Source organism: Microcoleus sp. PH2017_35_SFW_U_B (genome assembly GCF_020737865.1).
Taxonomy (GTDB): domain Bacteria; phylum Cyanobacteriota; class Cyanobacteriia; order Cyanobacteriales; family Microcoleaceae; genus Microcoleus.
The window spans coordinates 21,922-45,815 of record NZ_JAEQDE010000052.1; the positions used below are offsets into that span (position 1 = coordinate 21,922).

21 protein-coding genes and 2 tRNA genes are annotated in these 23,894 nt (G+C 45.1%); 11 read left to right on the top strand and 12 right to left on the bottom strand.

Annotation, left to right across the window (positions count from 1 at the left end):
* Window positions 1-80: 80 nt before the first annotated feature.
* From rsfS to JGK36_RS15220, 5 genes are all read left to right on the top strand, one after another.
* Window positions 81-515, top strand: a complete 435-nt coding sequence (gene rsfS, locus JGK36_RS15200) for a ribosome silencing factor (RefSeq protein ID WP_293183263.1) — start codon at window positions 81-83, stop codon at window positions 513-515.
* Entirely contained in the window at window positions 512-1,012 is a 501-nt protein-coding gene (locus JGK36_RS15205; RefSeq protein ID WP_293183265.1) for a CGLD27 family protein, read from the top strand. The genes rsfS and JGK36_RS15205 overlap by 4 nt, the downstream gene beginning before the upstream one ends.
* A 166-nt stretch (window positions 1,013-1,178) precedes the next feature.
* Window positions 1,179-2,132, top strand: coding sequence for an asparaginase (locus JGK36_RS15210; protein WP_293196897.1), 954 nt, complete (start codon window positions 1,179-1,181; stop codon window positions 2,130-2,132).
* 225 nt (window positions 2,133-2,357) lie between these two features.
* Window positions 2,358-2,434: transfer RNA gene (locus tag JGK36_RS15215), tRNA-Met, on the top strand.
* 71 nt (window positions 2,435-2,505) lie between these two features.
* Window positions 2,506-2,582 (top strand) — tRNA-Met (locus JGK36_RS15220).
* A 231-nt stretch (window positions 2,583-2,813) separates the two neighbouring features.
* On the opposite strand, the gene JGK36_RS15225 is transcribed toward JGK36_RS15220, so the two are convergent.
* The 3 genes from JGK36_RS15225 to JGK36_RS15235 all read right to left on the bottom strand — a co-directional run bounded on the left by JGK36_RS15225 (window position 2,814) and on the right by JGK36_RS15235 (window position 4,999).
* Window positions 2,814-4,010, bottom strand: a complete 1,197-nt coding sequence (locus JGK36_RS15225) for a transposase (protein ID WP_293183269.1) — start codon at window positions 4,008-4,010, stop codon at window positions 2,814-2,816.
* 182 nt (window positions 4,011-4,192) lie between these two features.
* A complete protein-coding gene (locus JGK36_RS15230) occupies window positions 4,193-4,381 on the bottom strand; it encodes a DUF2949 domain-containing protein (protein WP_293183271.1) in 189 nt (62 codons plus the stop codon).
* Window positions 4,382-4,615: 234 nt separating this feature from the next.
* Entirely contained in the window at window positions 4,616-4,999 is a 384-nt protein-coding gene (locus JGK36_RS15235; protein ID WP_293183273.1) for a hypothetical protein, read from the bottom strand.
* A 598-nt stretch (window positions 5,000-5,597) separates the two neighbouring features.
* On the opposite strand from JGK36_RS15235, the gene JGK36_RS15240 reads away from it, so the two are divergent.
* Window positions 5,598-8,486, top strand: coding sequence for a PAS domain S-box protein (locus tag JGK36_RS15240; RefSeq protein WP_293183275.1), 2,889 nt, complete (start codon window positions 5,598-5,600; stop codon window positions 8,484-8,486).
* 124 nt (window positions 8,487-8,610) lie between these two features.
* On the opposite strand, the gene JGK36_RS15245 is transcribed toward JGK36_RS15240, so the two are convergent.
* Window positions 8,611-9,201 carry a rhomboid family intramembrane serine protease gene (locus tag JGK36_RS15245; RefSeq protein ID WP_293183277.1) on the bottom strand — a complete coding sequence of 197 codons (591 nt, stop codon included), beginning with the start codon at window positions 9,199-9,201 and terminating at the stop codon, window positions 8,611-8,613.
* 500 nt (window positions 9,202-9,701) lie between these two features.
* Between JGK36_RS15245 and JGK36_RS15250 the strand changes: the two genes are divergently transcribed.
* Complete coding sequence (locus tag JGK36_RS15250) at window positions 9,702-10,079, top strand: Mo-dependent nitrogenase C-terminal domain-containing protein (RefSeq protein WP_293183279.1); 378 nt, start codon at window positions 9,702-9,704, stop codon at window positions 10,077-10,079.
* Between the two features lie 547 nt (window positions 10,080-10,626).
* On the opposite strand, the gene JGK36_RS15255 is transcribed toward JGK36_RS15250, so the two are convergent.
* Complete coding sequence (locus tag JGK36_RS15255; RefSeq protein ID WP_293156875.1) at window positions 10,627-10,809, bottom strand: hypothetical protein; 183 nt, start codon at window positions 10,807-10,809, stop codon at window positions 10,627-10,629.
* A gap of 362 nt (window positions 10,810-11,171) precedes the next feature.
* Complete coding sequence (locus tag JGK36_RS15260; protein WP_293183281.1) at window positions 11,172-11,324, bottom strand: hypothetical protein; 153 nt, start codon at window positions 11,322-11,324, stop codon at window positions 11,172-11,174.
* A 69-nt stretch (window positions 11,325-11,393) separates the two neighbouring features.
* Here JGK36_RS15260 and JGK36_RS15265 point away from each other — a divergent pair, with 69 nt between their 5' ends.
* Window positions 11,394-12,035: a Uma2 family endonuclease gene (locus tag JGK36_RS15265; RefSeq protein ID WP_293183283.1), complete on the top strand. Its 642-nt coding sequence runs from the start codon at window positions 11,394-11,396 to the stop codon at window positions 12,033-12,035.
* A 175-nt stretch (window positions 12,036-12,210) separates the two neighbouring features.
* Here the strand turns inward: JGK36_RS15265 and JGK36_RS15270 are convergent, their stop codons facing one another.
* Window positions 12,211-12,501 (bottom strand): DUF1778 domain-containing protein, encoded by a 291-nt coding sequence (locus JGK36_RS15270; RefSeq protein ID WP_293183285.1) that lies wholly within the window; start codon window positions 12,499-12,501, stop codon window positions 12,211-12,213.
* Window positions 12,502-12,701: 200 nt separating this feature from the next.
* Here JGK36_RS15270 and JGK36_RS15275 point away from each other — a divergent pair, with 200 nt between their 5' ends.
* Complete coding sequence (locus JGK36_RS15275; protein ID WP_293183287.1) at window positions 12,702-13,349, top strand: SMI1/KNR4 family protein; 648 nt, start codon at window positions 12,702-12,704, stop codon at window positions 13,347-13,349.
* A gap of 49 nt (window positions 13,350-13,398) precedes the next feature.
* On the opposite strand, the gene JGK36_RS15280 is transcribed toward JGK36_RS15275, so the two are convergent.
* The 3 genes from JGK36_RS15280 to bchB are packed head-to-tail and all read right to left on the bottom strand — an operon-like array spanning window position 13,399 to window position 15,788.
* Window positions 13,399-13,881 carry a DUF2188 domain-containing protein gene (locus JGK36_RS15280; protein ID WP_293183289.1) on the bottom strand — a complete coding sequence of 161 codons (483 nt, stop codon included), beginning with the start codon at window positions 13,879-13,881 and terminating at the stop codon, window positions 13,399-13,401.
* Window positions 13,866-14,237, bottom strand: coding sequence for a hypothetical protein (locus tag JGK36_RS15285; RefSeq protein WP_293190537.1), 372 nt, complete (start codon window positions 14,235-14,237; stop codon window positions 13,866-13,868). The genes JGK36_RS15280 and JGK36_RS15285 overlap by 16 nt, the downstream gene beginning before the upstream one ends.
* 27 nt (window positions 14,238-14,264) lie before the next feature.
* Complete coding sequence (bchB, locus tag JGK36_RS15290) at window positions 14,265-15,788, bottom strand: ferredoxin:protochlorophyllide reductase (ATP-dependent) subunit B (protein WP_293190538.1); 1,524 nt, start codon at window positions 15,786-15,788, stop codon at window positions 14,265-14,267.
* Between the two features lie 590 nt (window positions 15,789-16,378).
* Here bchB and JGK36_RS15295 point away from each other — a divergent pair.
* Both JGK36_RS15295 and JGK36_RS15300 read left to right on the top strand, forming a co-directional pair.
* Window positions 16,379-16,840 (top strand): KTSC domain-containing protein, encoded by a 462-nt coding sequence (locus JGK36_RS15295; RefSeq protein WP_293196898.1) that lies wholly within the window; start codon window positions 16,379-16,381, stop codon window positions 16,838-16,840.
* 484 nt (window positions 16,841-17,324) lie between these two features.
* On the top strand, window positions 17,325-22,838 hold the full coding sequence (locus JGK36_RS15300) for an ATP-binding sensor histidine kinase (protein ID WP_293183297.1): 5,514 nt from the start codon (window positions 17,325-17,327) through the stop codon (window positions 22,836-22,838).
* 202 nt (window positions 22,839-23,040) lie between these two features.
* On the opposite strand, the gene JGK36_RS15305 is transcribed toward JGK36_RS15300, so the two are convergent.
* Both JGK36_RS15305 and JGK36_RS15310 read right to left on the bottom strand, forming a co-directional pair.
* Window positions 23,041-23,604 carry a Uma2 family endonuclease gene (locus tag JGK36_RS15305; protein ID WP_293183299.1) on the bottom strand — a complete coding sequence of 188 codons (564 nt, stop codon included), beginning with the start codon at window positions 23,602-23,604 and terminating at the stop codon, window positions 23,041-23,043.
* A 50-nt stretch (window positions 23,605-23,654) separates the two neighbouring features.
* Window positions 23,655-23,804, bottom strand: a complete 150-nt coding sequence (locus JGK36_RS15310) for a hypothetical protein (RefSeq protein ID WP_293183301.1) — start codon at window positions 23,802-23,804, stop codon at window positions 23,655-23,657.
* Window positions 23,805-23,894: the final 90 nt, after the last annotated feature.

Sequence of the window (23,894 nt, forward strand, 5' to 3'; positions counted from 1 at the left end):
TAGTCTCAAACTGCCAACAACCGAAAGCCAATAGCGCACCAATTCCCCCTTACCGTATCAATTAGGAACTTAAACACTTAATGTCAGATCTAACCCAACTCGAATACTCCCGGGCCCAGTCCACAGTAACCGACGCCACCATCCCAGACGAAGCCCGCGGCCTGATATTGACCGCTGCACAAGCTGCCGATGACCGCAAAGCAGTTGATATTGTATTGCTGGGCGTCGCAGAAGTATGCTATCTCGCTGACTACTTTGCGATCGTCACCGGATTCTCCAACGTCCAGGTACGAGCCATCTCCCAAGCCATCGCCGACCAAGTAGAAGAAGAATGGGGACGCTTGCCGCTGCGTACACAAGGGCTATCAGACGCCAGTTGGGTCGTCATGGACTACGGCGACGTGATTATCCACATCTTGAAACCTCAAGAGCGCGAATTTTACAATTTAGAAGCGTTCTGGGGACACGCCGAACGCATTGAATTTTCCACCGCGCCGAGAGGATCGCTAATGTGAAAGACACTTCTGTTTCTATTTGTCCTGTTCCCCAGGAACAACGCCCGGTTAATGAATATCAAGAACTTACAGAATCCTGGTTTTTTAGCTGGGTAACTCTCGATTTGCCCGCATATCTGGCAAAACTTGCTTGGGTATGGGGTTGGAGTTGCTTGGTATCCGGGCCCTTAGCAGCAGCCAGCTTTGCTCCGCTGAAGTATCCAGTTCAGTTTGCCCTGTGCGCTGCCGCTGGTGCCGGTTTTATTCTAGGATTAGCTTTGCTGCGGCTTTACTTGGGTTGGTTCTACGTGCGATCGCGACTTTCCAATCCCACAGTCGTCTACGAAGAGTCTGGCTGGTACGATTGTCAATCTTGGCCTAAAACTCCCGAAGTTTTAGCTCAAGACCAATTGATAGTCAACTACGAACTAGAACCAATTCTCAGGCGTCTGCGGCAGACATTTTATGGTTTGACAGTATTGCTGGTTGGCGGGGGACTAATTTGGAGTTTTGTGTAATCGTTCATGGTAAAAGGGAAGTTTTGAGTCGTAGGGGCGGCGCAGTTTTCTGCCCGCCCGATAGTTTTGAGTTACAAACAATCACCAAAAGATTAACTTCACAACTGGCAACTCAAGACTTCTTTCACCCCAATCTAAAATCTAAAATCTAAAATCTAAAATTGATATGACAAGGGGAAAACGAACCCAAGCTCCCGAACTCGAAGTCACACTGCTGCGCGAAGGTATTCCGGAATCGAAGCACCGCGCCCAAGCCGCTGTTTGCGACAAACGCGGCCGCGTTCTTTCCGTTGCCGGTAACTCGGAAACGGCGACATTTGTCCGTTCTTCACTCAAACCTTTTCAAGCTTTGGCTGTGACGGCGAGCGGCACTTTGGAACGCTACGAATTGACCGATCGAGATTTAGCGATTATTTGCAGTTCTCATCAAGGTACGATCGAGCAATCGCGACAGGTGTTTAACGTTCTGTGGCGCTGCGACATTGACCCATCTAAACTTCAATGCCCCATTCCTGAAGGCAAAAAGAGCGCCCTGCAATACAACTGTTCTGGCAAACACGCCGGAATGCTGGCTGTCTGTCAGCAACTGCACTGGCCTCTAGAAACTTATTTGCGGCGCAAACATCCCGTCCAGCAGCTTATTTTGGGCAAAGTAGCTGACTTGCTGGCCATGCCTGCCGAAGAGTTTATCAGCGCTCGCGACGACTGCGGCGCTCCTACCTATCTGTTGCAGTTGGGGCAAATGGCGTCTTTGTACGCTAAATTAGCCTCCGGCGACAATGTGGATATGGAGCGGATTGTCCGCGCTATGACTCACCACCCGATGATGGTTGCTGGTGAGGGGAGATTTGACACGGAACTGATGCGCTTGACTCAAGGCGAATTGGTGAGCAAATCCGGTGCTGAAGGGGTTCAGTGTATTGGCCGGGTTGGCGAAGGTATGGGTTTGGCAATTAAGGTAACTGATGGAGGAAAGCGCGCTAAATTTGCTGTGGCGATTCACTTGCTCAAGCAGTTGGGCTGGATTACTGCGACGATCGCCGAAACTCTTTCGGACACTTACCTGACTCTCAGCGATTTTAAACGATTGGAGGTGGTCGGCGAAGTTTCGATGCTTTAAGTTAAGTTGTTCTGCATTTAAATTGTAGATCTAGTTGACCGACCAAAAATCCTCTCCCCCTCTCCCCCTCCCTCTCTCTCCCTCTCCCCCTCTCCCCTCTCTCCCTCTTCGATCGATACTTCTTCGCCAATTTCAGCAACCCCTACCACAACCTCAAAAGTTTTTTTGATTGAGGGGTTGCAATTTCCAGAAAGATGTGTTTATATTAGAGAGTAGACAAAACGACGCGGGATAGAGCAGCCTGGTAGCTCGTCGGGCTCATAACCCGAAGGTCAGTGGTTCAAATCCACTTCCCGCCACCAACTTGAAACAAGCCCTGCAATCTTTGAGGATGCAGGGTTTGATTTTTGAGAATAGCAGAGATATAAAGCGACGCGGGATAGAGCAGCCTGGTAGCTCGTCGGGCTCATAACCCGAAGGTCAGTGGTTCAAATCCACTTCCCGCCACCAAATTAAATCGAAATAAGCCCCGGCACACCTAAAAGTTGCTGGGGCTTGTTTGATAGCGTCTGGAGCCATAACAATAGGGACACAGCAGTGCTGTGTCCCTATCGCATATTTAGATCTTACCCAAAGGTAAAAAATCAACCTCAACCTCAACCTCAACACTCAACCCTATACTTTTATTTAGACGACCGTTTGTTTGACACTCCCCGGCTTGAACGCGCAGGGATTCTTGGTTCAACCAGTCGGCTTGCCCGTTGATGTCACCACCAATGGGTAGAGGTCGGTCTGTTCCCAAGCGTTAATTCCGGTGTGCCCCACCGTATTTAAATTAATTCCTGCACGGGCTTTCAATCCTTTAGCCAAAATATTCAAAGCTGCATTGGGGTCGCGGTCTAACACCGCACCGCACAGGCAAATATGAGTTCTGACCGATAGGGATTTCTGAACGCGATTGCCACAACTTGAGCAATCTTGGGAAGTGTACCCAGGTGCTACAGCAACTACTGTTTTACCGTACACTTTCCCAAAATATTGCAACCATTGGGCAAACTGTGACCACGCTGCATCGCTAATTGATTTGGCAAGCTTATGGTTCTTCACCATATTTTTCACCTGAAGGTCTTCGTAGGCTACGAAATCGTTAGATTTCACTACGCACAACGCCGTCTTGATGGCGAAGTCTTTACGCTGCCTACTGACTTTTAAGTGCTTTCTGCCTAACTTATTTATCGCTTTCTTGCGATTACTCGAACCTTTCTTTTTCCGAGAAACTCGTTTCTGCAACCGCTTTAAAGCTTTTTCACTTTTACGCAAATGCCGAGGATTTGGAACTGTTTCTCCTGTACTATCGGTGTAGAAATGGTTCAATCCCACATCTATGCCAATCGTTTTCCCCGTAGGAACTATTTCTTCTGTTCGCTCTACATTGATACAGAACTGAGCGTAGTAGCCGTCAGCACGACGAATTACTCTGACTCGTTTAATCTCAGTAGGTGCATAGAAGTGCAAGTCTCGACTACCGAGTAACCTAAAGGTACCCGCCGCAAAACCGTCCGTGAATGTTAGACATTTTTTGTCGGTGGAAATCGCCCATCCGGAAGTTTTGTATTCTACGGAGTGAGTGTTTTTTTTGAATTGTGGGTATCCTTTTTTTCCTGGTTTCTTAGCTTGGCAATTAGAAAAGAAACGTTGAATAGCAAAAATGGCACGCTCAGCCGAAGCTTGACGCGCCATTGAGTTAAGTTTTCCGGCCCATTCAAACTCTTTCGCCATGATGGCGCATTGTTTGTATAAATCCGATAGTTTAACTCTGGAATTGTCGATCCAATATCTGAGAGCTTTGTTTCGGACAAACTGAGCTGTGCGGATCATTTCGTCTACGATCCGGTATTGCTGTGGCTTGCCTTTTAACTTGAACTCTAGTACAATCATGGAATTATTCTATGACGCTTATGGGCAATTGTAGCTATAAACTTGATTGGAAAGTAATCTTTAGACTTTGAATTCAAGCCGTCCTATAATGACGGGGTTCTAGACCCAATCTTTTGGTAAGCTTTATTTCTCAAAAATCTGGAATCAGATATCCATATTTTAAAATTCGGAATTTTAAATTATTAAGCCGACTGAGTTTCCAGCCAATCAAAAATCAGGTCTAACTGTTCCAAGGTAACTAACCCGTACTGCCACAGAACCATCGGCAGTTGGCCGGCATCTTGTTCATCGTGTCTCAGAGCAACGGCGATCGCAGAATTCGATATCGCCAACTCTCCCCGCAAATAATCGATTAGTTGAGCCTTTCCCATGACCTTCACCGCCAGTTTTATGCGCTATTGTAAAGATACGTATCTAATTGGGATGCGTCTGATGTTTAATAGCCCCAATTCTAGATTGAGAATAAAGACTCTCCTGTGATACAAGCCGCACAAAACTTGTGATAAAATTCAGAGAAACGAGCGATCGCAGTCACAAGAACTCCCAGCCTCAAAAATCGGGCTGTGCGATCGCTCGTTTGCTTGACATCAATTCATTCAAAATTGCTAAAGTCCTAGCTGAAGCTGAACTCCAGCTCCTGTACCACTGTCGTTGGGTTGGAGAGGAACGGGATTTCCTTGGCGCTGGGCGTCGGAAGGAGTAGTGATAAATTCCAATTCGGGGCCGATTTTGAGGCGAAATGTATCCCCCAAGCTGCGCTGCCGAATAGCAGCATTAGCCGCCGTTTCTCGTTCACCAATCAAGTTTTGGTAGTCCGAGTCTACGGTTCTGTCCTCCACAGTTCTGAGGGAATCCCCTGATAAAGTCGTTTCTGAATTTTGGGGCGCTGGTTGCAGCCTTTGTTGGGCGATAACCGCCGGGGTCAAACCGATCAAAATTGAGCTCAGTCCGAGAGCAGTGCCAAGAGTAGCAATAACTGCGTTCATCATCCATGCCTCCGCTAGTTGCATCCTACTATACTTATTCTACCCAGCCGGAATTAAGTTGCGCTCTATCAAAAGTAGCTTGTTGTGGAGATATCAAGTGAATTTATTGTAAATATTTATAACTTGCGATCGCGCTCCGACTCTCAGAAACCTGCTTGTTTAGTGCATCTGGCGGATGCAATGAAGTAGACGCGAGAAAAAAAACAGTTTCTGATGCTGGGAGTGCGATCGCAAACTACCCAATTTCAAATGTAAAATCTCAAATAGTATCAGCGCCTACATTCATTCCAGGAGTGATAAGTAAATCCACCTAATTAAACATAAAATATGAATCAAGCTCAAGCTTGCTGTGTCTGTCTTCTTCCTTCTTCCTTCTTCCTTCTTCCTTCTTCCTTATACTTACTGCATTAATCTCGATCGCCCTGACCAAGCACGCGATCGCGCTAAGATAACGGTGGCAGTCGTTAAAAATTAAGTTAGTAGCGGCAGATTCCCAGTTTTTAACAGCACTCTGCCACAGAAAACGGTCTCATTCAAAATCTGCGCTCATCAGGTTGTACTTTACCGAAACTTTGTGGGTTCGTAATATTTCTGCTTCAATATGCCAATCAGATATCTGAGCGACCATATTTTAAAAATGTCGCGCCAAGTGCCAATTCGCCTCGTCCTTGTAGTGCCTTTTGCCATCCAGACTTTCGCTGCGGTGGGGCTGACGGGGTGGCTGTCCCTGCGCCACGGGCGCATAGCTGTCAACGATGTTGCCGCGCAACTGCGGGCCGAAGTCACATCGCGCATCCAGCAACACATTTATAGTTATATCGAAAGGCCGCACCAAATCAATCAACTGAATCTCGATGCCATCCGTCTGGGTATTTTGAACGTGCAGGATGAAGCCAGTTTACTCAGCTACTTCTCCAAACAACTCGAAACCTTTAATACAATTAGCTACATTCAATTCGGCTCCGAACAAAAAATTTTTACGGGAGTTGAAAGGCTTGACGATGGCAATTTGCAAATTCGGATTTCTAATAAGTCTAGTGGCTATAATTTGCACAGCTACACGCCGTCTAAGTTCGGCGAAGCAACTAAGCTTTTAAAAACTACTCCTAACTACGACCCTCGCACCCGACCTTGGTATGTAGCTCCGGTGCGGGCTGGCAAGCCGACATGGACTAAAATTTATACTTATTTTGACACTCCCAAACTAGCAATTACTGCTGCTCAACCCGTTTACGGAAAGAATAATAAACTGATTGGAATTCTTGGTTCTGATTTGACACTCTCTGATATTCATCAATTTTTGGAAAAACTGAAGATTGGTAAATCAGGACAAACTTTTATTGTCGAAAGGTCTGGAGAATTGGTTGCAAATTCAACTCCAGAAGCGCCATTTATTGTGAGCAAAGGCGTTCCACAACGGATTGGGGCAGCGAATAGCAAAAATGTTCTAATTCGATCGACAGCCCGCTATTTGACACAACGGTTCGGGCATTTGAGCAAGATTGACAGCTCTCAGCAGTTAGATTTTACCATCGACGGTCAACGGCAATTTCTACAGGTAACGCCCTTCTCAGACAGGAGGGGCCTCGATTGGTTGATTGTAGTGGCGGTTCCCGAAGCCGATTTTATGGAAGCGATTAACGCCAATACTCGCTACACAATTTTGCTCTGTTTCGGTGCTTTGGTGCTGGCGACGGCTCTAGGATGTGTGACTTCGAGGTGGATTGTCATGCCAATTCATCGTCTGAGCAAGGCTGCGGAGGCTTTGTCGCGGGGAGAATGGGACTCAATGGCGGTAGATCCCCGCTTGATGGCGTCTGTAGAGCGGGAGGATGAGGTGGGTGTCCTGGCTCGCTCTTTTAATACGATGGCAGATCAATTGGAAGAGTCGTTTACTACTCTCGAAGAGCGGGTGGAAGCTGCGATTGCTGATAAAACTCAATTAATTCGCTCTCTGAAACTATCTCAGGAAAAACTCGCTTTTCACCTCTATCAAACTCCTTTGGGGGCGATCGAATGGAATCTCAATTTTGAAGTTGCGGACTGGAATTTGTCAGCAGAAAGAATTTTTGGATTCAATCGCTTGGAAGCAATGGGACGCCACGGAGTAGATCTCATAGTTCCTGAAAATGCTAAGGAGTATGTCAGGCAACTATCTATAACTTTGCTCACTAATCAAGGAGGAATTAGTAGCATTAACGAGAACATTAGAAAGGACGGCAAAATTATTCTTTGCGAGTGGTACAATACGACTTTGGTTGATGCTGAGGGCTGTATAATTGGGGTGGCATCGCTGGTTCAAGACGTGACAGAGTTTCACCGTGCTGTGGATCAGTTGCGCGCCAGCGAGGAACGGTTTCGCCAGTTGGCAGAAAATATTCATGAGGTATTTTGGATTAGAGAACCGAATCAAAAGCACATAATTTATGTGAGCCCTGCTTGCGAGAAAATATGGAATTTAAGCTATCGGAGTTTGCTGTCACATCCGGAGGCTTTTTGGGATGCTATTCACCGAGACGATCGCGATCGCGTTAAGGCTGCCTTTGAAAAACAGGTGCAGGGGGATTATGATGAGGAGTATCGGGTAGTGCGATCCGACGGTTCAGTTTGCTGGGTGCGCGATCGGGCTTTTCCAGTCCGCAACGAAACAGGAGAAATTTACCGTATAGTCGGCATTGCCGAAGACATTACCCAACGCAAACTAGCAGAAGAATTCCAACAAGTCGCTCAAACCGCTCAAGCAGCCAGCCAAGCCAAAAGCTCATTCTTAGCCAATATGAGCCACGAATTGCGAACTCCCCTCAACGCCATTATCGGTTACAGCGAGATGCTCAAAGAAGACGCCGAGGATTTGGGCTGCGAAGATTTTATCCCAGACTTGCACAAAATTCAAACTGCCGGCAAACACTTGCTATCTTTAATTAGCGACATTCTCGATATTTCTAAAATTGAAGCGGGGCGGATGGAACTTTATTTAGAAACTTTCAACCCGGTTAATTTAATTGACGAGGTAGTTTCTACTGCCGAACCCTTGGTAGAGAAAAAATTTAATAAATTTGAAGTTAATTGTGCTAATGACTTGGGAGTGATGTATGCTGACATTACCAAAACTCGTCAAATATTGCTCAACCTGCTGAGCAATGCAGCAAAATTTACCGAAGGCGGGACTATTACCCTGTCCATTGAAAGAGTTAAACATGACAGCTTAACAACTCAAGAAATAGCAGAACCTTCCGATTTAATAATTTTCCGCGTAGCTGATACTGGTATTGGGATTCCCCCCGAACAAATGCAGCATTTATTTCAAGCTTTTATGCAGGGTGACGCCTCAACTACGCGCAAGTACGGCGGCACGGGTTTGGGATTGACTATTAGCCGTCACTTTTGTTTGATGATGGGCGGTGATATGCAAGTTCAAAGCCAGTTAGGTGGCGGTTCGGTTTTTACTGTGTGCTTGCCGGCGCAAGTAGAATTATTAGTAAGCAGTTAGTCTTACTTTTCGGGATGCAATTGTAAGGTACGTAGTTGCGCTTCAGCGCTCTTTTCTATAGCAATGAGCGCTGAAGCGCAACAACGTACCTAAGGTCATAATACGATGCAGCATAAGTCTTATCCTAGTTGATTTGCCGTTTCTGCCGCCCCAAAAGTTGAGCTGCTAATACGCCGCCGACAAAGCCAAAGAAATGCGCTTGCCAGGAAACTCCAGGCTGCGAGGGCAAAACTCCCCAAATTAAACCGCCGTAGAAGAAACCGACAATTAAAGATATCGCAATAGACGTAAAACTGCGTTCAAAAAAGCCCCGCAATAGCAAAAATCCGAAGTAACCAAAGATTAATCCGCTGGCACCAATGTGCACGGAATTGGGCGCGCCTGTCAGCCAAACTCCCAATCCGCTGATGAGTACAGTAACGGCACTAACTATAAAAAAGTCGCTTACTTCTTGCAACATTATCAGCCAACCAAATGTCAGAAACGGGAGGGTATTGGCGGCTAAGTGAGCAAAACTGCCGTGCAGAAAAGGCATGAATAGGATGCCTTCAAGTCCGTCGATGCTGCGGGGGCGGACTCCGTAGGAATTCAGCGCGCCTCGAAATATGAATACATCGAGAATCTCAATAATCCAGAGGAGGGAGACGAAGCCGCCGAGAATGGCGACGTGGCTTTGCAATTCGCGGGTGATAGATTTGGTTTCTGGGTTGCTCATGGGTGGTGAGGGCGGTAATGCCGATTATTTATAATTGTAGGAGTTTCTGGCCGATTCACGCTCGGGATAGCTACGATTCACGCACGCAGCGACAGTGGGCGCTGGGTTTCAGGGTTTTTTGCAGCGCCGTGCTTATTTGAAACTATTATAACTTTGATTGAAAATTCCGCATTTTCACGCAGGGAATTATTGACCTCGATGCGTCATTATCGTAGAGGAAGTACAAAAGGAGAGTTAACTGAAGGTTGAAGGTTTAAGGTTTAAGGCAGAGTTTTTACCCCATAGATAAATCCTTGGGCTGGCAATGAGGACACTTTTGCGATCGCACACCGTCTCTCAAAAATAATCAGGAACTACTTTTCTCGGATCAAGTCATTAATTCAAGAAGTTTCATCCGGTAAAGCAAAACGAGCTGCTGTAGGTACTTATTGTAGACAAAATCTCGTACAAGCTCTACAAAGAGTTCTTGGCACCTCGTTGTAAAAGAGGAACAGAGAAATATGAACGTATTTGAGAATACACAGTCCGATCGAATTCTGCCAATTTGGGTATGGCATGGCAAAGAAGAAACCCCTGTTAGTGTCGCTACAAATCCTCAACCTTACGGCCACAAGCCGCGCTTTGACTTGTTGAATCCGCTGAAACAGTGGCTTGACAATAGTGCAATTAAAAGTCAAAAGTTAGCTCGGTTTCTGTGCAAGTTTATTCCCAGCCAGTGTCCGTTTGAGCGGGAAGTCAAAATTTGCGATCGCACTTTATTTTACATTCCGCCGCTGTGCAAGTTAAATCCGCTATACGAGCAAGTGGTGGGGCTGCGCTTTCGTGCTTTGTGTTATTTGGCCGATGAGTGCGGCGAGGATGTGACTCATTATTGTTAATTTTGCAAAAGCCTGAATTTCTAACTCTATTTTATGTGCGCCCTCCCTCTTCCTTGTTGGGGAGGGTTTTTTGGGTTTTGGGGATTAGTTGAAATATGGGCGAGTTGCGATAGACATGGGATGTATACCGCAATACGCCTGGGTTAAAACTGTTTACTCCGAGGAGTTCCCCCTAAATCCCCCTTAAGAAGGGGGACTTTGAGAAGATTCCGGTTCCCCCCTTAAGAAGCTCTGCGTTATAAGGATTTTTCTTAACATTTGAGAGCGAGCGCGAGCGAGGCTATCAAACCCTTATTCCTCGATTGCCAATTCTCAATAAACGCAAGCTGCTTTCAATAAATAAAGTTGTTAAATTGTCAAGGCTTGTGTCACAACTTCTCCTGAAATTTTTGCTGTACAAAGCTTTCAAGATTGTCAAGAAAGATGTTTATAAAGCATAGCTTCTTAAGGCGAGCTAGGGGGGGGGATCTAAGTTTAATACTTAAACAGCAGTCTGTCGATGGGTTTGAACTTAAGTTGCCACCAATGTAACCCACGAGGGAACTCTTTACTTGTCACTTTTGGGATCTTCGGGCCCAGGGGGTACTTCTCCCTTTTGTTGGGCTTCCAATAAAGCCGTTTCCACGAGAAAGGCTATCAGGTTAGCCGTGGATCGGCCTTGTTTGTCAGCCCATCGATCCAAAGCTTCATATACGTAATCAGGAAACGTAACGTGAACGCGCTTGCTCAATGTAAATATTTGTTGGTTTACTAACGCTTTTAATGGTACAAGCTTACGCTCCCGATCGTGTTGTTGCCCTGTTCTTGAAAAGAATTGACACATATTTGGGCTTATTATGTTATAATTCCTCTAATCCAATCAATACACAGTCAAAAGCCAGTCCCCCGCCATGGAAAGCAAGGACTGGCTATGGCTCCAATTAACAAGGAGATACAACTATTATGCCGTATGAGAAACGTCTCAAGCCGTGGATTGTGGTTCGTTTGCTTCCGAACCTGCAAAGGGTCGTTATCGGTCGCTTTCGCAGTTGGTCTGATGCAGAGGGTCATTTGCGTGCGATCAAATAACTGCTTCCGGCTGCGAGATTGACTTTAGTTTTCGATCCGATCGACTAATTTTGGTTGCGAGTTATTGAAGTGCGATCGCTTTTTGTTTGAGAAGGGCGATCGCATATGTTGCACTATTTTCAATAACAGGCAAGATGCCTGTTCCACAAAGAATGAGTTTTGTTGTGGGGTGGGCATCCTGCCCGCCCGCAATTTAGGGCAATGTTAAACTAGATGCAAGATATCAATTGAGTTGGGGAAAAAACCGTGACAGCTATTCTACAAGTAACAGAACAGCCAACAGCACAATGCTACTTCACTCCCGAAGAATATCTCGCCCTGGAAGAAGCAGCAGAGTACAAAAGTGAGTATCGCGATGGAGTAATTATTCCCATGACAGGCGGAACTACAAATCACAATCAAATCGCTGGCAATATTTATATTGCATTAAGTCTTGGGCTCAAAAAACAGGACTATCGAGTTTTCTTCGGTGACGTGCGTTTGTGGCTGCCGAAAAAGCGATTTTATACTTATCCCGATGTGATGGTAATTCCGGGTAAACCTGAGTATTACAATAATCGCCAGGATACGGTGATGAATCCGCAAGTAATTGTGGAAGTTTTATCGAAATCTACGAAAGCTTACGATCGCAGTGATAAATTTAAGTTTTATCAAACGCTGCCGGCATTTCAAGAGTATATTCTGATTGACCAATCTCAGGTTTATGTAGAACAGTATTGTAAGTTGGCTAACAAGCGGTGGTCGTACCATCAGTACGATGAGGAAGATGCGGCGCTAGTTTTTAATTTCTTTCAAGTTGAAGTGCCACTGGCTGATGTCTATGAGAAGGTGGATTTTGCGGCGGAAGATGAGGCGGAGAATCAGCCAGAAGAGAGTGAGGTGGAATAAGGGCGATCGCTTTCTTATTTATTCAAGCACTTTAGTCAAATTGGCTGAGAGTTAACTCTATTTTTGTTTGGGTGTCGCTTGCTGTTGACATTGTTTTGTTACCAAATAGCGATCGACTAATTTTATTGTAGCAATTTACCCTATCATCTATAGAGCAAAAAATCCATTCCATTATTTATTTGCGATTGTATTTTTGTCGATACCTTTCGATCGCTGCTTTCAGCTTAGAGTTAAGTGCTGGTGGATTTTCTATCGCTGAGGTAACAATTTTCCAATTTGGTTCGGAAAGAACGATCGGTTCTGGTTTAAGTGGCATTTCTTGGGCTAGATTTAGAGCAACTTCGAGCAGATATTCGCTCAGACTAATACCCCACAGGGTAGCTGCTTTTTCTAACAGTTCTTTTTGTTCCTGATTGATAGTTATCTCAAGGGTGCTTGTTTGGGGAGTTTGTGTAGGGGTTGACATATTTTTTCACTGAGAGCAAGGTTGGCTCATTTGATATTATAGCAATTTTTCAGATGGGCGATCGCACTTGCTTTGAAAAGGGCGATCGCTCCTCCCTCGTGTTAAACTGAATAAGGGCGATCGTGTTAACTCAGGAAAAAATAGCCGTGACACAAATGAGTAGCTTAGTGAATAATTAGCAGGCAAGAGAGAAGTTTGTTATGAGCGCGATCGAACGAATTAAAGAAAAGTTGGCACAACTCCGAGAGCACGACACCAAGTTATGGGTGATGCAGGTCGAACACCACAAGTATCAGCTTTCCCCTCCCTTGTCGGAAGAATTTATCGCCAACTGGGAAGCTCGTGCCCAGGTAAAGCTCCCAGAAGAATACCGATTATTTCTCCGCGAGCTTGGAGAAGGCCCAGCAGGCCCTGGTTTGGGGATGCGGAAGCTCACCGAGACAAATTTAACGTCGGATCTAAAAGAGCCCTTTCCCCTCGTTGAACCATTTTTAGGTTTAGGATCGATTGACACTTCAAAGCTCGATTCAGAGCAGGAATGGGAAGCTTACAAGAAGTTTCTCGCCGAATGGAAAAAAATTCCTGACGGTGGTAGCCTGTTGCTAACACATTACGGTTGCGATATTTATGGGGAGCTTGTTCTCAACGGTAAGTATTGCGGAGAAATTTGGATTTGGGAAAGCAATTCTCCATCATATTGTCCCTTTGGCTATGCCGTTCACCTTCACGATCCCGAGCAAGAGCCTCGTGCTGATATCCCAAAGCACTTTACCTTTTTTCAGTGGTACGAACACTGGCTTGATGCAGCATTGAAAGAATTTACGAGCATCACAGAAAACCACACCTAACTAATTTGATATATTCTTCCTTTGGTCACAGGTATCTATTTCCCTACATCTAAACAATTTCTAAACATTCCCGCTTCTCTCCGTCAGATTCGGGGCGATCGATTCTACGCTGCAATAACGCATCTATCGCTGGATTTATAGTTTCCCGAACTTCTCCATTTTCATCATAAATTACCACCTCAAGCCATCGAGCTTTTGCCAAACCAACGGCATATTTAAAAGCTGCTTCCTGAGTAGCAAACACCTTCTCACTTGACTCTAGATTTTCCTCAGTCACCGCCCACCCATTTGGATGAGGTAATACGTGCAGTTTCCGATTTAATTCCTTCAATACCCGCTGCCGCAACCCAATTAAAGTAATGCCGACAATTGTTTCACTATCCTCATTATAGCGGGCGATAACTCCATCGCTAATGTCCACAGCTACAGCCTCTCGCGGTTCTCCCAGCGAGAGATAGAGAACATCCGCTTCCTTATCGTAAAAACCTGTAATATTTGTGGAGTCTTCGAGAATTTTTACTGTTGTGTCCATATTATTCGCTTATTTGATGATGGCTGTCTTCTGAGGTAAGCTGTTGTGATAAATCCATCAGAATCATTTATTTCTAGATACACCACTACCACAAATTTTCTACTTTCGGGAATCAATGGATAGAAGCGTAGGGCTAGTAATCCGCCTGTAACGTCATCTATTTGAATCAGATCGGGATTTTCTAAAGTTTCTAAAACTCGCTCATATTGAGCTTGCATTTCAGGGTGTTCTTTCAAGATATGTTGCCATCGCTCTTTGGTGAGGCGTATTGGAACATTATTGAATGAACGGCTCGTCCAAAGTAGATTGCTATCTTCCGTCATTTTATCTGAAATTTCATAAATAAGCAAGGGCATCTACAAGAGATGCCCCGTACTGCGTAACTACGCGCCGACAGCTTCCTTGGCCGCGTACAACACCTCAGCATTAATTAGAGCAATACCGCGCTCGCGAGCAAACTTCTCAGTATTCCGCTTGACTTTCCCGCGCACAAAACCGGGGATTTTGTTCAATTCTGCCTGTCCGTCCTTCGTCCAATTCATATCAGAATCAGCCGAAATTCCCTTGGTAATAACTTCCTTAGTATCGTGGCCGCCGAAGATTTCTAGCAAGTGGTCTTCCATGCCCAAAGTAAAGGAATTGTAGACCAAATCTACGCACTGATTTGTGCCTTCATAGCCCAAAAATGGCTTGTAGCCGATCGGGAAATTTTGCACGTGAATCGGCGCAGCAATCACACCGCACGGAATATCAAGCCTTTTACCCACGTGGCGTTCCATCTGCGTGCCGAAAATCGCCGAAGGTTCTGCTTTGGCGATCGCATCCCCAATTTGCCCATGATCCTCCGTGATCAGCACTTCATCACAATACCCTTTTACCTCTTCCCGGAACCAATCAGCATCGTGTTTGCAGTAGGTTCCTGCCCACACAACGTGGATACCCATCTCGCGAGCCAAAATCTTCGTCATCGCCGCAGCGTGCGTATTATCGCCAAATACGACGGCTTTTTTGCCGGTTAAGTTTTGGCAGTCGATCGACCTTGAGAACCAAGCAGCCTGAGACACAAACCGCGTTTGTTGGTCAATAAACTCTTCATAATTAACATCCGCACCTTGAGCATTCAGAACTTCCTGAATCTTCCGAATGCAGCGCGCAGTTTCCACCACACCCATCGGCGTAATATCCACCATCGGCGTGCCGAATTCTTTTTGCAAATACTCCCCGGCTGCCATCCCCAATTCCCGATAAGGAACAAGGTTAAACCAAGCGCGCGGCAGTCTTTTTAAGTTGTGAACCGAAGCACCTTCGGGAATAACTTCGTTGACTTCGATTCCCAAATCTGCCATCAAACGCTTCAACTCGGTGCAGTCGTGCTGGTTGTGGAAACCCAGCGTAGACATACCGATAATATTCACCGATGGTTTTTCGCTTTTACCTTCCAAATCGCCTTTTTTGCGAGCTTTGTTAATGTAAAGTTGGACGATTTGATCCAAAGTCCGATCGGCAGCTTGGAGTTCGTTAAACCGATAATGGTTAACATCCGCCAGCATCACATCGCCTTTGGCATCCAATTGAGCTCGGTTAACAAAGTTTTCCAAGTCTTCTTGCAGAATGCTGGAGGTGCAAGTCGGGGTAAGTACAATTAAATCGGGGTGCTCTTCTCTGTCTTTGCGGGTGATATTGTCCACCACCCGTTCCTGCGAGCCCCGCGCCAGTACGTGTCTGTCAACCACGCTGGTAGTTACCGGAGTGAAGTCCCGTTCCCTCTCCAGCATCGATCGCATCACGTTAAAATAGTCGTCTCCAATCGGTGCGTGCATGATCGCGTGGACGTTTTTGAAGGAAGTCGCAACGCGCAGAGTGCCGATGTGGGCTGGGCCTGCGTACATCCAATAAGCCAATTTCATAGGTATTTTCCCTTATGCTGGTTGAGATTTGCCCGATCGGGCGATTACTGCTAAATTTTAAGGTTGTTTGAGATTTTCTCACCAGATGAATCCTTTAGAAATAGTAACTTTCTGAAGATTTACAGATGGGAAAAATCCTCAAACGCTTTTGCTGGTTGGGCTTTGACTCGCCATTGCCACAACTTTACCTTTGTTTTATGGCAATAATTCTTAATTTATTGTCAAGTTTCGTTAAGAAGCTGACACATCTTATCAAAGTAGGGTGCTTATGGCGAACCTTGCTCAATACAGCTCTTGCATAAGTCTGCGATCGACACACAAACCGCAGATTTCAGGCAGATAAATACATATAAACGCAGATAATTTTAGGGTAGGAAAGCTTAGGAGTGGAAGAGGTCTAATTTCCTTAAGCAACAGACAAATCATACCAAATTAGGATGCTAAATGCACACTTTACACATAAAAGATACGTTAATTGACTTTTTAGGCAATACAGGCTAAACTATTAATTAATCCACTATTTCCTCGACACAGAAACTTGCAAAGATCGGGAAATATTGACGTAAAACAAATCCTTGTTGACAAAACCCATGAAACTATCCAAAATAGACTTGAGCAATGTCTTAGCAGTCGGTCACTCTAACGGCCAGCTAGGACTGTTGATCGATCGCGGGGAATGCCTCGAATTTATCGAAATTGCCGCACCCGAAGCTGCAATGCACGGCCTGCACATGGTTGATTTCATCGCCAATACAGATTCTACCGAACTCAGTGGCGGTATTGAATTAACAGAAATTGCCCCAGCCGACGAACCCATTGCTATGATGCCGGTTGATTCGGCAATGGCTAGCGCGATCGGATACAATGAAGAGGCTCAAGTTTTGCAAATAGAATTTAGCAGCGGGTCAGTCTATCAATACAGCGACGTAGAACCGGAAATTTGGGAATATCTGCAAGAAGCTGATTCTACAGGCCGATTTTTTAACTCCGAGATTAAAGGTTATTATTCCAGCCGGCGCGTAGATGACCCAATAGATAGGACGCACGGTTGAAACCGCGTCTACAAAAACTTTCGTCCGCGCAACACGAGACTGAAGAAAACAACCTAATTTTAAACGCCCATTCTTCAACCCGCTCTCTAGTGGGTTTTGTCTGTGTAGACGCGGTTTCAACCGCTCGGTATCTAAAAGCTGAGATTGTTTTTTTGTCAGCCGTGCGATCGATCGCCACACCAAATCATTGCACAAATCCTGTATCTGTGCTTTTGTTTACCTAACTGCTGAGGTGAAAAAGCCCCAGGCCCATGCAAGTCAGCAACAGCTCTTTGCTGGATACGGCGTGTCTTCCCACACATCCCAAAACATAGCTCTTGAGTGATAATGAAGAATAACATAGGATTTACGGAAAAAACCCGGTTCATAGGAAAAAATCTTGAGATTGTCAGCAACTACCAACAAAGAAACCGGGTTTCTAGCCCGCCGCGCGTAAGTCCTGTAATATTGACCAACAAGCACACCTAATTTGAGAGAACCAACTATGATGGCAATTCCCGGCGTTGCAGTTCTCGCTCTCATTTATGAAAGCAGCACTTCCCTGGTTTACCGCGGCCGCAACGAGCAAGACAACCAACCTGTTATTATCAAAATTCTCAAAGAAGACTATCCGACTCCCGAAGAACTGAATAGATACAAACGGGAATATGACATCACTGCCAACTTAAACCAGCTCGACGGAGTTGTTAAAATGCACAGGTTGCAGCAGGTTAGAAATAGTCTGGCAATGATTTTAGAAGATTTTGGTGGCGAATCTTTAAAAATATTTATGGCTACCCAAAAATTTACCTCTTTGGGATTTTTGACCACAGCCATCAAAGTTGCTGAAACTTTGGGAGAGATTCACGCAAAAAATGTAATTCATAAAGATATAAACCCCTCTAATATAGTTTTTAATCCCGCGACTGGACAAGTTAAAGTCATAGATTTTAGCATCTCAAGTGACTCAAATCAGGAAAACGTTGCCAATAAAAATCCCAACTTTTTAGAAGGGACTTTAGCCTATATGTCGCCGGAACAAACCGGCAGAATGAACCGGGTAATCGATTACCGCACGGACTTTTATTCCCTTGGCGTCACCTTCTATGAAGTCCTGGCAGGACAGCTCCCTTTTACCACTACCGATCCCATGGAGTTAGTTCACTGTCACATCGCCAAACAGCCAGTACCTCTCGCTGAACTTTCACCAGAAATTCCTCAAGCTATTTCAGACATTGTGATGAAATTGCTAGCAAAAGCGGCTGAGGATCGCTATCAAAGTGCTTGGGGACTGAAAGCGGATTTGGAATCCTGTCTGTTTCAGTTGCAAACATCTGGGGTTATTTCTGAGTTTGCTCTCGGCAGCCAAGATATTTCTGACAAATTTCAAATCCCTCAAAAACTTTACGGCAGACAGCGAGAAGTTGAAACTCTTTTAGCGGCATTTGAACGGGTAGCAGCAACAAATAATCGAGCCTCCCGCATCGAACAGTCCCAAATTTCTGTCATCAAGAAAGAGAGCAAATCGCGCAAAGAAAGTTCCCTGTCAGTGCTCGCGAGAGGACAGCATAAATCCCGCAGCGAGATGATGCTGATTGCTGGTTATTCCGGCATTGGCAAATCTGCAATGGTGAAGATTTTAGACAAACCTATTACCCGCAGGCGCGGCTATTTTATTTGGGGAAAATTTGACCAGTACAAGCGGACTATTCCTTACTCAGCAGTTGTTAGCGCCTTTTCGGAATTGGTGCGACAACTCTTAACTGAAAGCGAAGCTCAATTGGCAGTTTGGCGCGAAAAACTCCGTACTGCTTTCGGGCAAAACGGGCAAATTATTATTGATGTAATTCCCGAAGTAGAACTAATTGTCGGAGCTCAGTCTCCTGTAGCTGAATTGGGGCCGACGGAATCTCTCAACCGCTTTAATTTAGTCTTTCAAAATTTCATTCGCGTATTTTGCCAGCCCGAACATCCGCTGGTAATTTTTCTCGACGATTTGCAGTGGGCTGATTCTGCCACACTCAAATTGATTGAGTTGATGATGACAGATGAAGCTACTCAATATCTGTTTTTAATTGGCGCTTATCGGGATAATGAAGTCAGTCCCACTCATCCTTTAATGATGACTGTGGAGACGCTGCGAAATCAGGAAGCCATCATTAATGAGATTGCTCTGTCGCCGCTGGGGGTGGACAACATCACTCATTTGATTGCCGAGACTTTGCACAGCGATCGCAAATCGGTCAAACCCTTAGCTGAACTGGTTGTCAGTAAAACAGACGGCAATCCTTTTTTTGTTAATCAATTCCTACAAACATTGTATCAAGAAAATCTGCTAGTTTTTCATCCGCCACAGTTGGGGAGCAAGGGCGGCTGGCATTGGGATATGACTCAAATTGAGCAGTGCGCTATCACTGACAATGTAGTAGATTTGATGGTGCAGAAGTTGAGAAAACTGCCAAGTTCAACGCAGCAGGTTTTGCGTTTAGTGGCTTGTTTGGGCAACGAATTTGACTTAAATACTCTTTCTTTAATTAATGAGAAAGAAGCGTCGGAAACTTTTTCTCACCTGTTGCCGGCGATTAAGTCGGGGCTGATTCTGCCGACTTCGGAATTGGAAAGCAAGTCATTAGATTACGTGCTGTTTCCGCTGTTAATTCTCAATTATAAATTTTTGCACGATCGCGTACAACAAGCAGCTTATGCTTTAATTGATGATTCGCAAAAAAAAGATGTTCACCTGAAAATAGGGAGGCAGATCCTCGAAAATACTCCTGCTGAATATCGCGCTGACAGAATCTTTGAGTTAGTCGATCACTTAAATGTAGCGCGATCGCTAATTCGAGACGAGCGAGAACTAATTGAACTGGCAACCCTGAATTTAGACGCCGCCCGCAGAGCCAAAGATGCCACAGCTTACGTTGCTGCGTTGCAGTATTTAACCGCAGGTATGGACGGTTTAACCGCCGATATCTGGGATTCCCACTACGATTTAGCCTTTGCTCTGCACATGGAGCGCGCTAACGTTGAGTATCTGAACGGCTATTTCGAGCATTCAGAAGAATTTATCAACATAACTTTGCAAAAAGCGCGATCGCCTTTAGAAAAAGTAGAAATTTACAACCTCCTGATCGTGCAGTACACCCTGCGAGCCAAATACGAGGAAGCAGTTAAAGCTGGAATCAAAGCCTTGAACTTGCTGGGCATTGACTTGCCGCTAGACGGGCTGCAAAAAGTCATAGCCGAAGAATTTGCAGCAGCCACAAACTTTTTAGCAGGTAGAGAAATAGCTTCCCTGATTGACGCTCCCGAAATGACAGTACCCGACAAAAAAGTCGCAGTCAAATTAATCACCAACTTCTTAACATCAGCTTACCTCAGCAATCCCGACTTGTGGAAAGTCAGCGTTTTAAAAGGAGTCAATCTTTCTCTCACCTACGGTTTAGTACCCGAAGCATCTCTCTGCTACGCAGGCTACGGTATGTTCTTAAACGCTGTTTCGGGAGATTACAAAGCCGCGTATCAATTTGCCATGCTATCGCTGAATTTGAGTGAAAAATCTGGCAATATCGGCTTGAAGTGCAGAGCTTGTTCTTCGCTGGTTAGTATTTTTCATTACTGGTTCAACCATATTAAAGAGGCACACGCAATCAGTAATGAAGGATATCAAGCAGCTTTAGAATCAGGAGATTTAGAATATGCCGGTTATATCCTATCCAACCGCATAGCCAATTACTTTTTTCAAGGCAAAGAAATATCGCAAATTCTGGCAGACACGAGCAGGTATTTGCAGTTCAGCCAAAAAACCAAAAATCAGCTTGTTACCGATACATTATTAGGAGTGGAGCTGATACTGCGTAACTTGAGCCAACTCACTGTTGACAAGTTTGTCTTTGAAAGCGACGATATGAGCGAAGCTGAATACGTACAAAACTGTCAAGCTCATCAAAATTTGTACTCGCTTTGCCTTTACCAGATTCGCAAATGCCAGGTAATGTACTGGTATGGCAACTTCAATGAAGCACTACAACTAGCATTGGAAGTAGAAAAGCAACTATCTTTTATTACCGGAGCGATACCCGCTACCGAGTGGAATTTTTTCTTTTCTCTAGTTTTAGCTGCCGTTTTTCCCAATGTTTCAAAAAGCAAGCAAAAACAATATCTGGAAAAGTTAGAAGCCAATCAAAAACAGATGAAAATCTGGGCTGATAACTGTCGTGAAAACTTTCTGCACAAGTATCTTTTAGTACAAGCAGAAATAGCCAGAATTACTAAGAAAGATTCAGAAGCTGTAGAGCTTTACGATTTCTCGATCAATTTAGCTCAAGACAATGAGTTTGTCCAAAATGAAGCCCTCGCTAACGAACTAGCCGCCAAGTTTTGGTTGAGTAAAGGCAAATATCAATATGCCAAAATCCACTTGCGCGAAGCTCACTCGTGCTACTTGCGCTGGGGTGCAGTCCGCAAAGTTGAAGATTTAGAACAGAAGTATCCCCAGTTGCGGGAAATGACGCCGCTCAACGGCAGTTTTCACAACAATCAAACTACCACAACTATTCATACTTCTACTGGAAGCGATGCGAGAGTGCTGGATTTAGCAACTGTAATGAAAGCATCTCTGGCAATTTCCAGCGAAATTGTCCTAGACAAATTGCTGGCTTCTTTGATGAGGATATCCCTCGAAAACGCAGGCGCACAATCCGGGTTTTTAATTTTGGTGAGAGATGAAAAACTGTTGATTTCTGCCAAAGCGTCAGTAATTGCTGAAGATGTAGCAGTGCTGCAATTTACGCCTGTGGAAGAATGTCAGGATTTGCCTGTTACGGTGATTAATTATGTGGAAAGGACTCGCTCGGACTTGGTGTTGAGCAATGCTGTGGCTGAGGGGCGATTTACTGCCGATCCTTACATCGCCAAACACCAGCTCAAATCTCTTTTGTGTACGCCGATTGTCAATCAAGGCAAACTAATTGGGATTCTTTATTTAGAAAACAATTTAACACTCGGGGCTTTTACGGCGCATAGATTGGAAGTTTTAAGGCTGCTTTCTTCGCAAGTTGCTATTTCTTTGGAAAATGCTCTGCTTTACAATTCTGTGGAGCAGAAAGTGCAAGAGCGGACGTATGAGTTAAATGACAAGAATGAGCGTTTAGAACAAACTTTGCTGGAGCTGAAACTAACTCAAGCTCAATTAATTCAAACTGAAAAAATGTCGAGTTTGGGGCAAATGGTGGCTGGTGTTGCTCACGAAATTAATAACCCTGTAAGTTTTATCTACGGCAATCTCAATCCAGCTAGCGACTACGTGAAAGACTTGCTGAAGTTGATTGAGCTTTACCAGCAGCACTATCCCGAACCTGCTGATGAAATCATTGAGGAAATAGAAACAATTGAACTGGAATTTTTGAGCGAAGATTTGCAAAAGCTGCTGGATTCTATGAAAGTCGGAGCGGAAAGAATCCGGGATATTGTGTTGAGTTTGCGGAATTTCTCGCGCCTGGATGAAGCGCAAATGAAGTCGGTTAATATCGATGAAGGCATAGACAGTACAGTGATGTTGCTGCAACCCCGCCTGAGAAAAGAAGGTGGCCGTTTGGGAATTGAGGTGATTAAAAATTACAGCAAGCTACCGTTAATTACTTGTTATGCGTCGCAGTTGAATCAGGTATTTATGAATATTTTGACAAATGCGATCGATGCGCTGCTGTTGGCAAGAGATTGCCCGGAAAGCTCTCATAAACAGCCTACTATTACAATTTCTACGGAGGTGACCGATCGCAATTCTGCTATTATTAGAATGGCTGATAGTGGGCCAGGGATGAGCAGTGAGGTGCTGCACAAGATATTCGATCCGTTTTTTACAACTAAGCCGGTGGGTTCGGGAACTGGTTTGGGATTATCGATTTCGCACTCGATTGTTGTGAGTTCTCATGGCGGAAAGTTGAGTTGTGTTTCTGCACCTGGAGAGGGGACTGAGTTTATTATTGAAATTCCGATCGCCCCCAAGCAAGTTTTGTAAGGAAGAAAGGGGGAATATCTGGTGAATATTGGGTGAATATTGGGTGAATATTGGGTGAATTTCCGTTGGATACCCGGCGAATGGAATTCGCGGCTACACAAACAATGTCCGCCTCCGCGGACTAAGAAAGAAAGAAAGAAAGAAAGAGAGAAAGGACGAATGGAATTCGTGGCTACACAAACAATGTCCGCGCAACGCGAGACTAAGAAAATTGTATTTGGCGGTACAATTGGTCGATCGCAATTTCGACATCCACTGATTCCAGTCGCAAAGTATCGCCCAAACCATACTCCGACAGCACCCATAGCCCTTGTTCGTTGCGCCGAAACATTTCTACTCTGGGCTGTTCGACTTGCACCAAGACGTACTCTTGCAGCGTTGAAAATTGGCGATATTTAGCAAATTTTGCGCCGCGATCCAAAGCTTCTGTTGAAGGTGACAAAACTTCGACAATCAAGGAAGGAAATTGCACCAATTGCGGATCGTTATCGCGATCGTCGCAAGTTACCACAACATCAGGATAAAAATACTTTTGTCCTGGTTCCACTTGGACTTTGACATCGGCCATGTACATCTCGCAAGGGCGATCGACAAGGGCATCATCTAGAACCTTGGAGAAGTTGAAGGTAATCCGATTGTGATTGCGGGTTCCGCCACTCATAGCGACGACTTCGCCATCCCAATACTCGTAGCGTTCTTCTTGGGTGGGTTCCCAAGTCAGGTATTCTTCTGCGCTCATCAATAGGCGATCGGGTAAAGCAACCATAATGCGATGCCAACTAGATACCAGTTTTTTTCTGATGCCATTGTATCACCTCAGCGCACAATTAATTGACCGAATAAACCGCTTTTTCCCGATCGTTCTTTTTCCAGCAGACACGCTTCTAATTCAAACAAGCGGCGGTAGGTGAGGGAATAATTTGTGACTGGATGCTTCCAGGTTTCTGGTTTGCGGGATTCGTACAAACCGATCAGTTTGCCGTAGCCGGGGGCGATCGATCAAACTCGATCGCCCCGAATGTCGAAATCTGCTTGCACTTCGCACTGCTTGGGGTT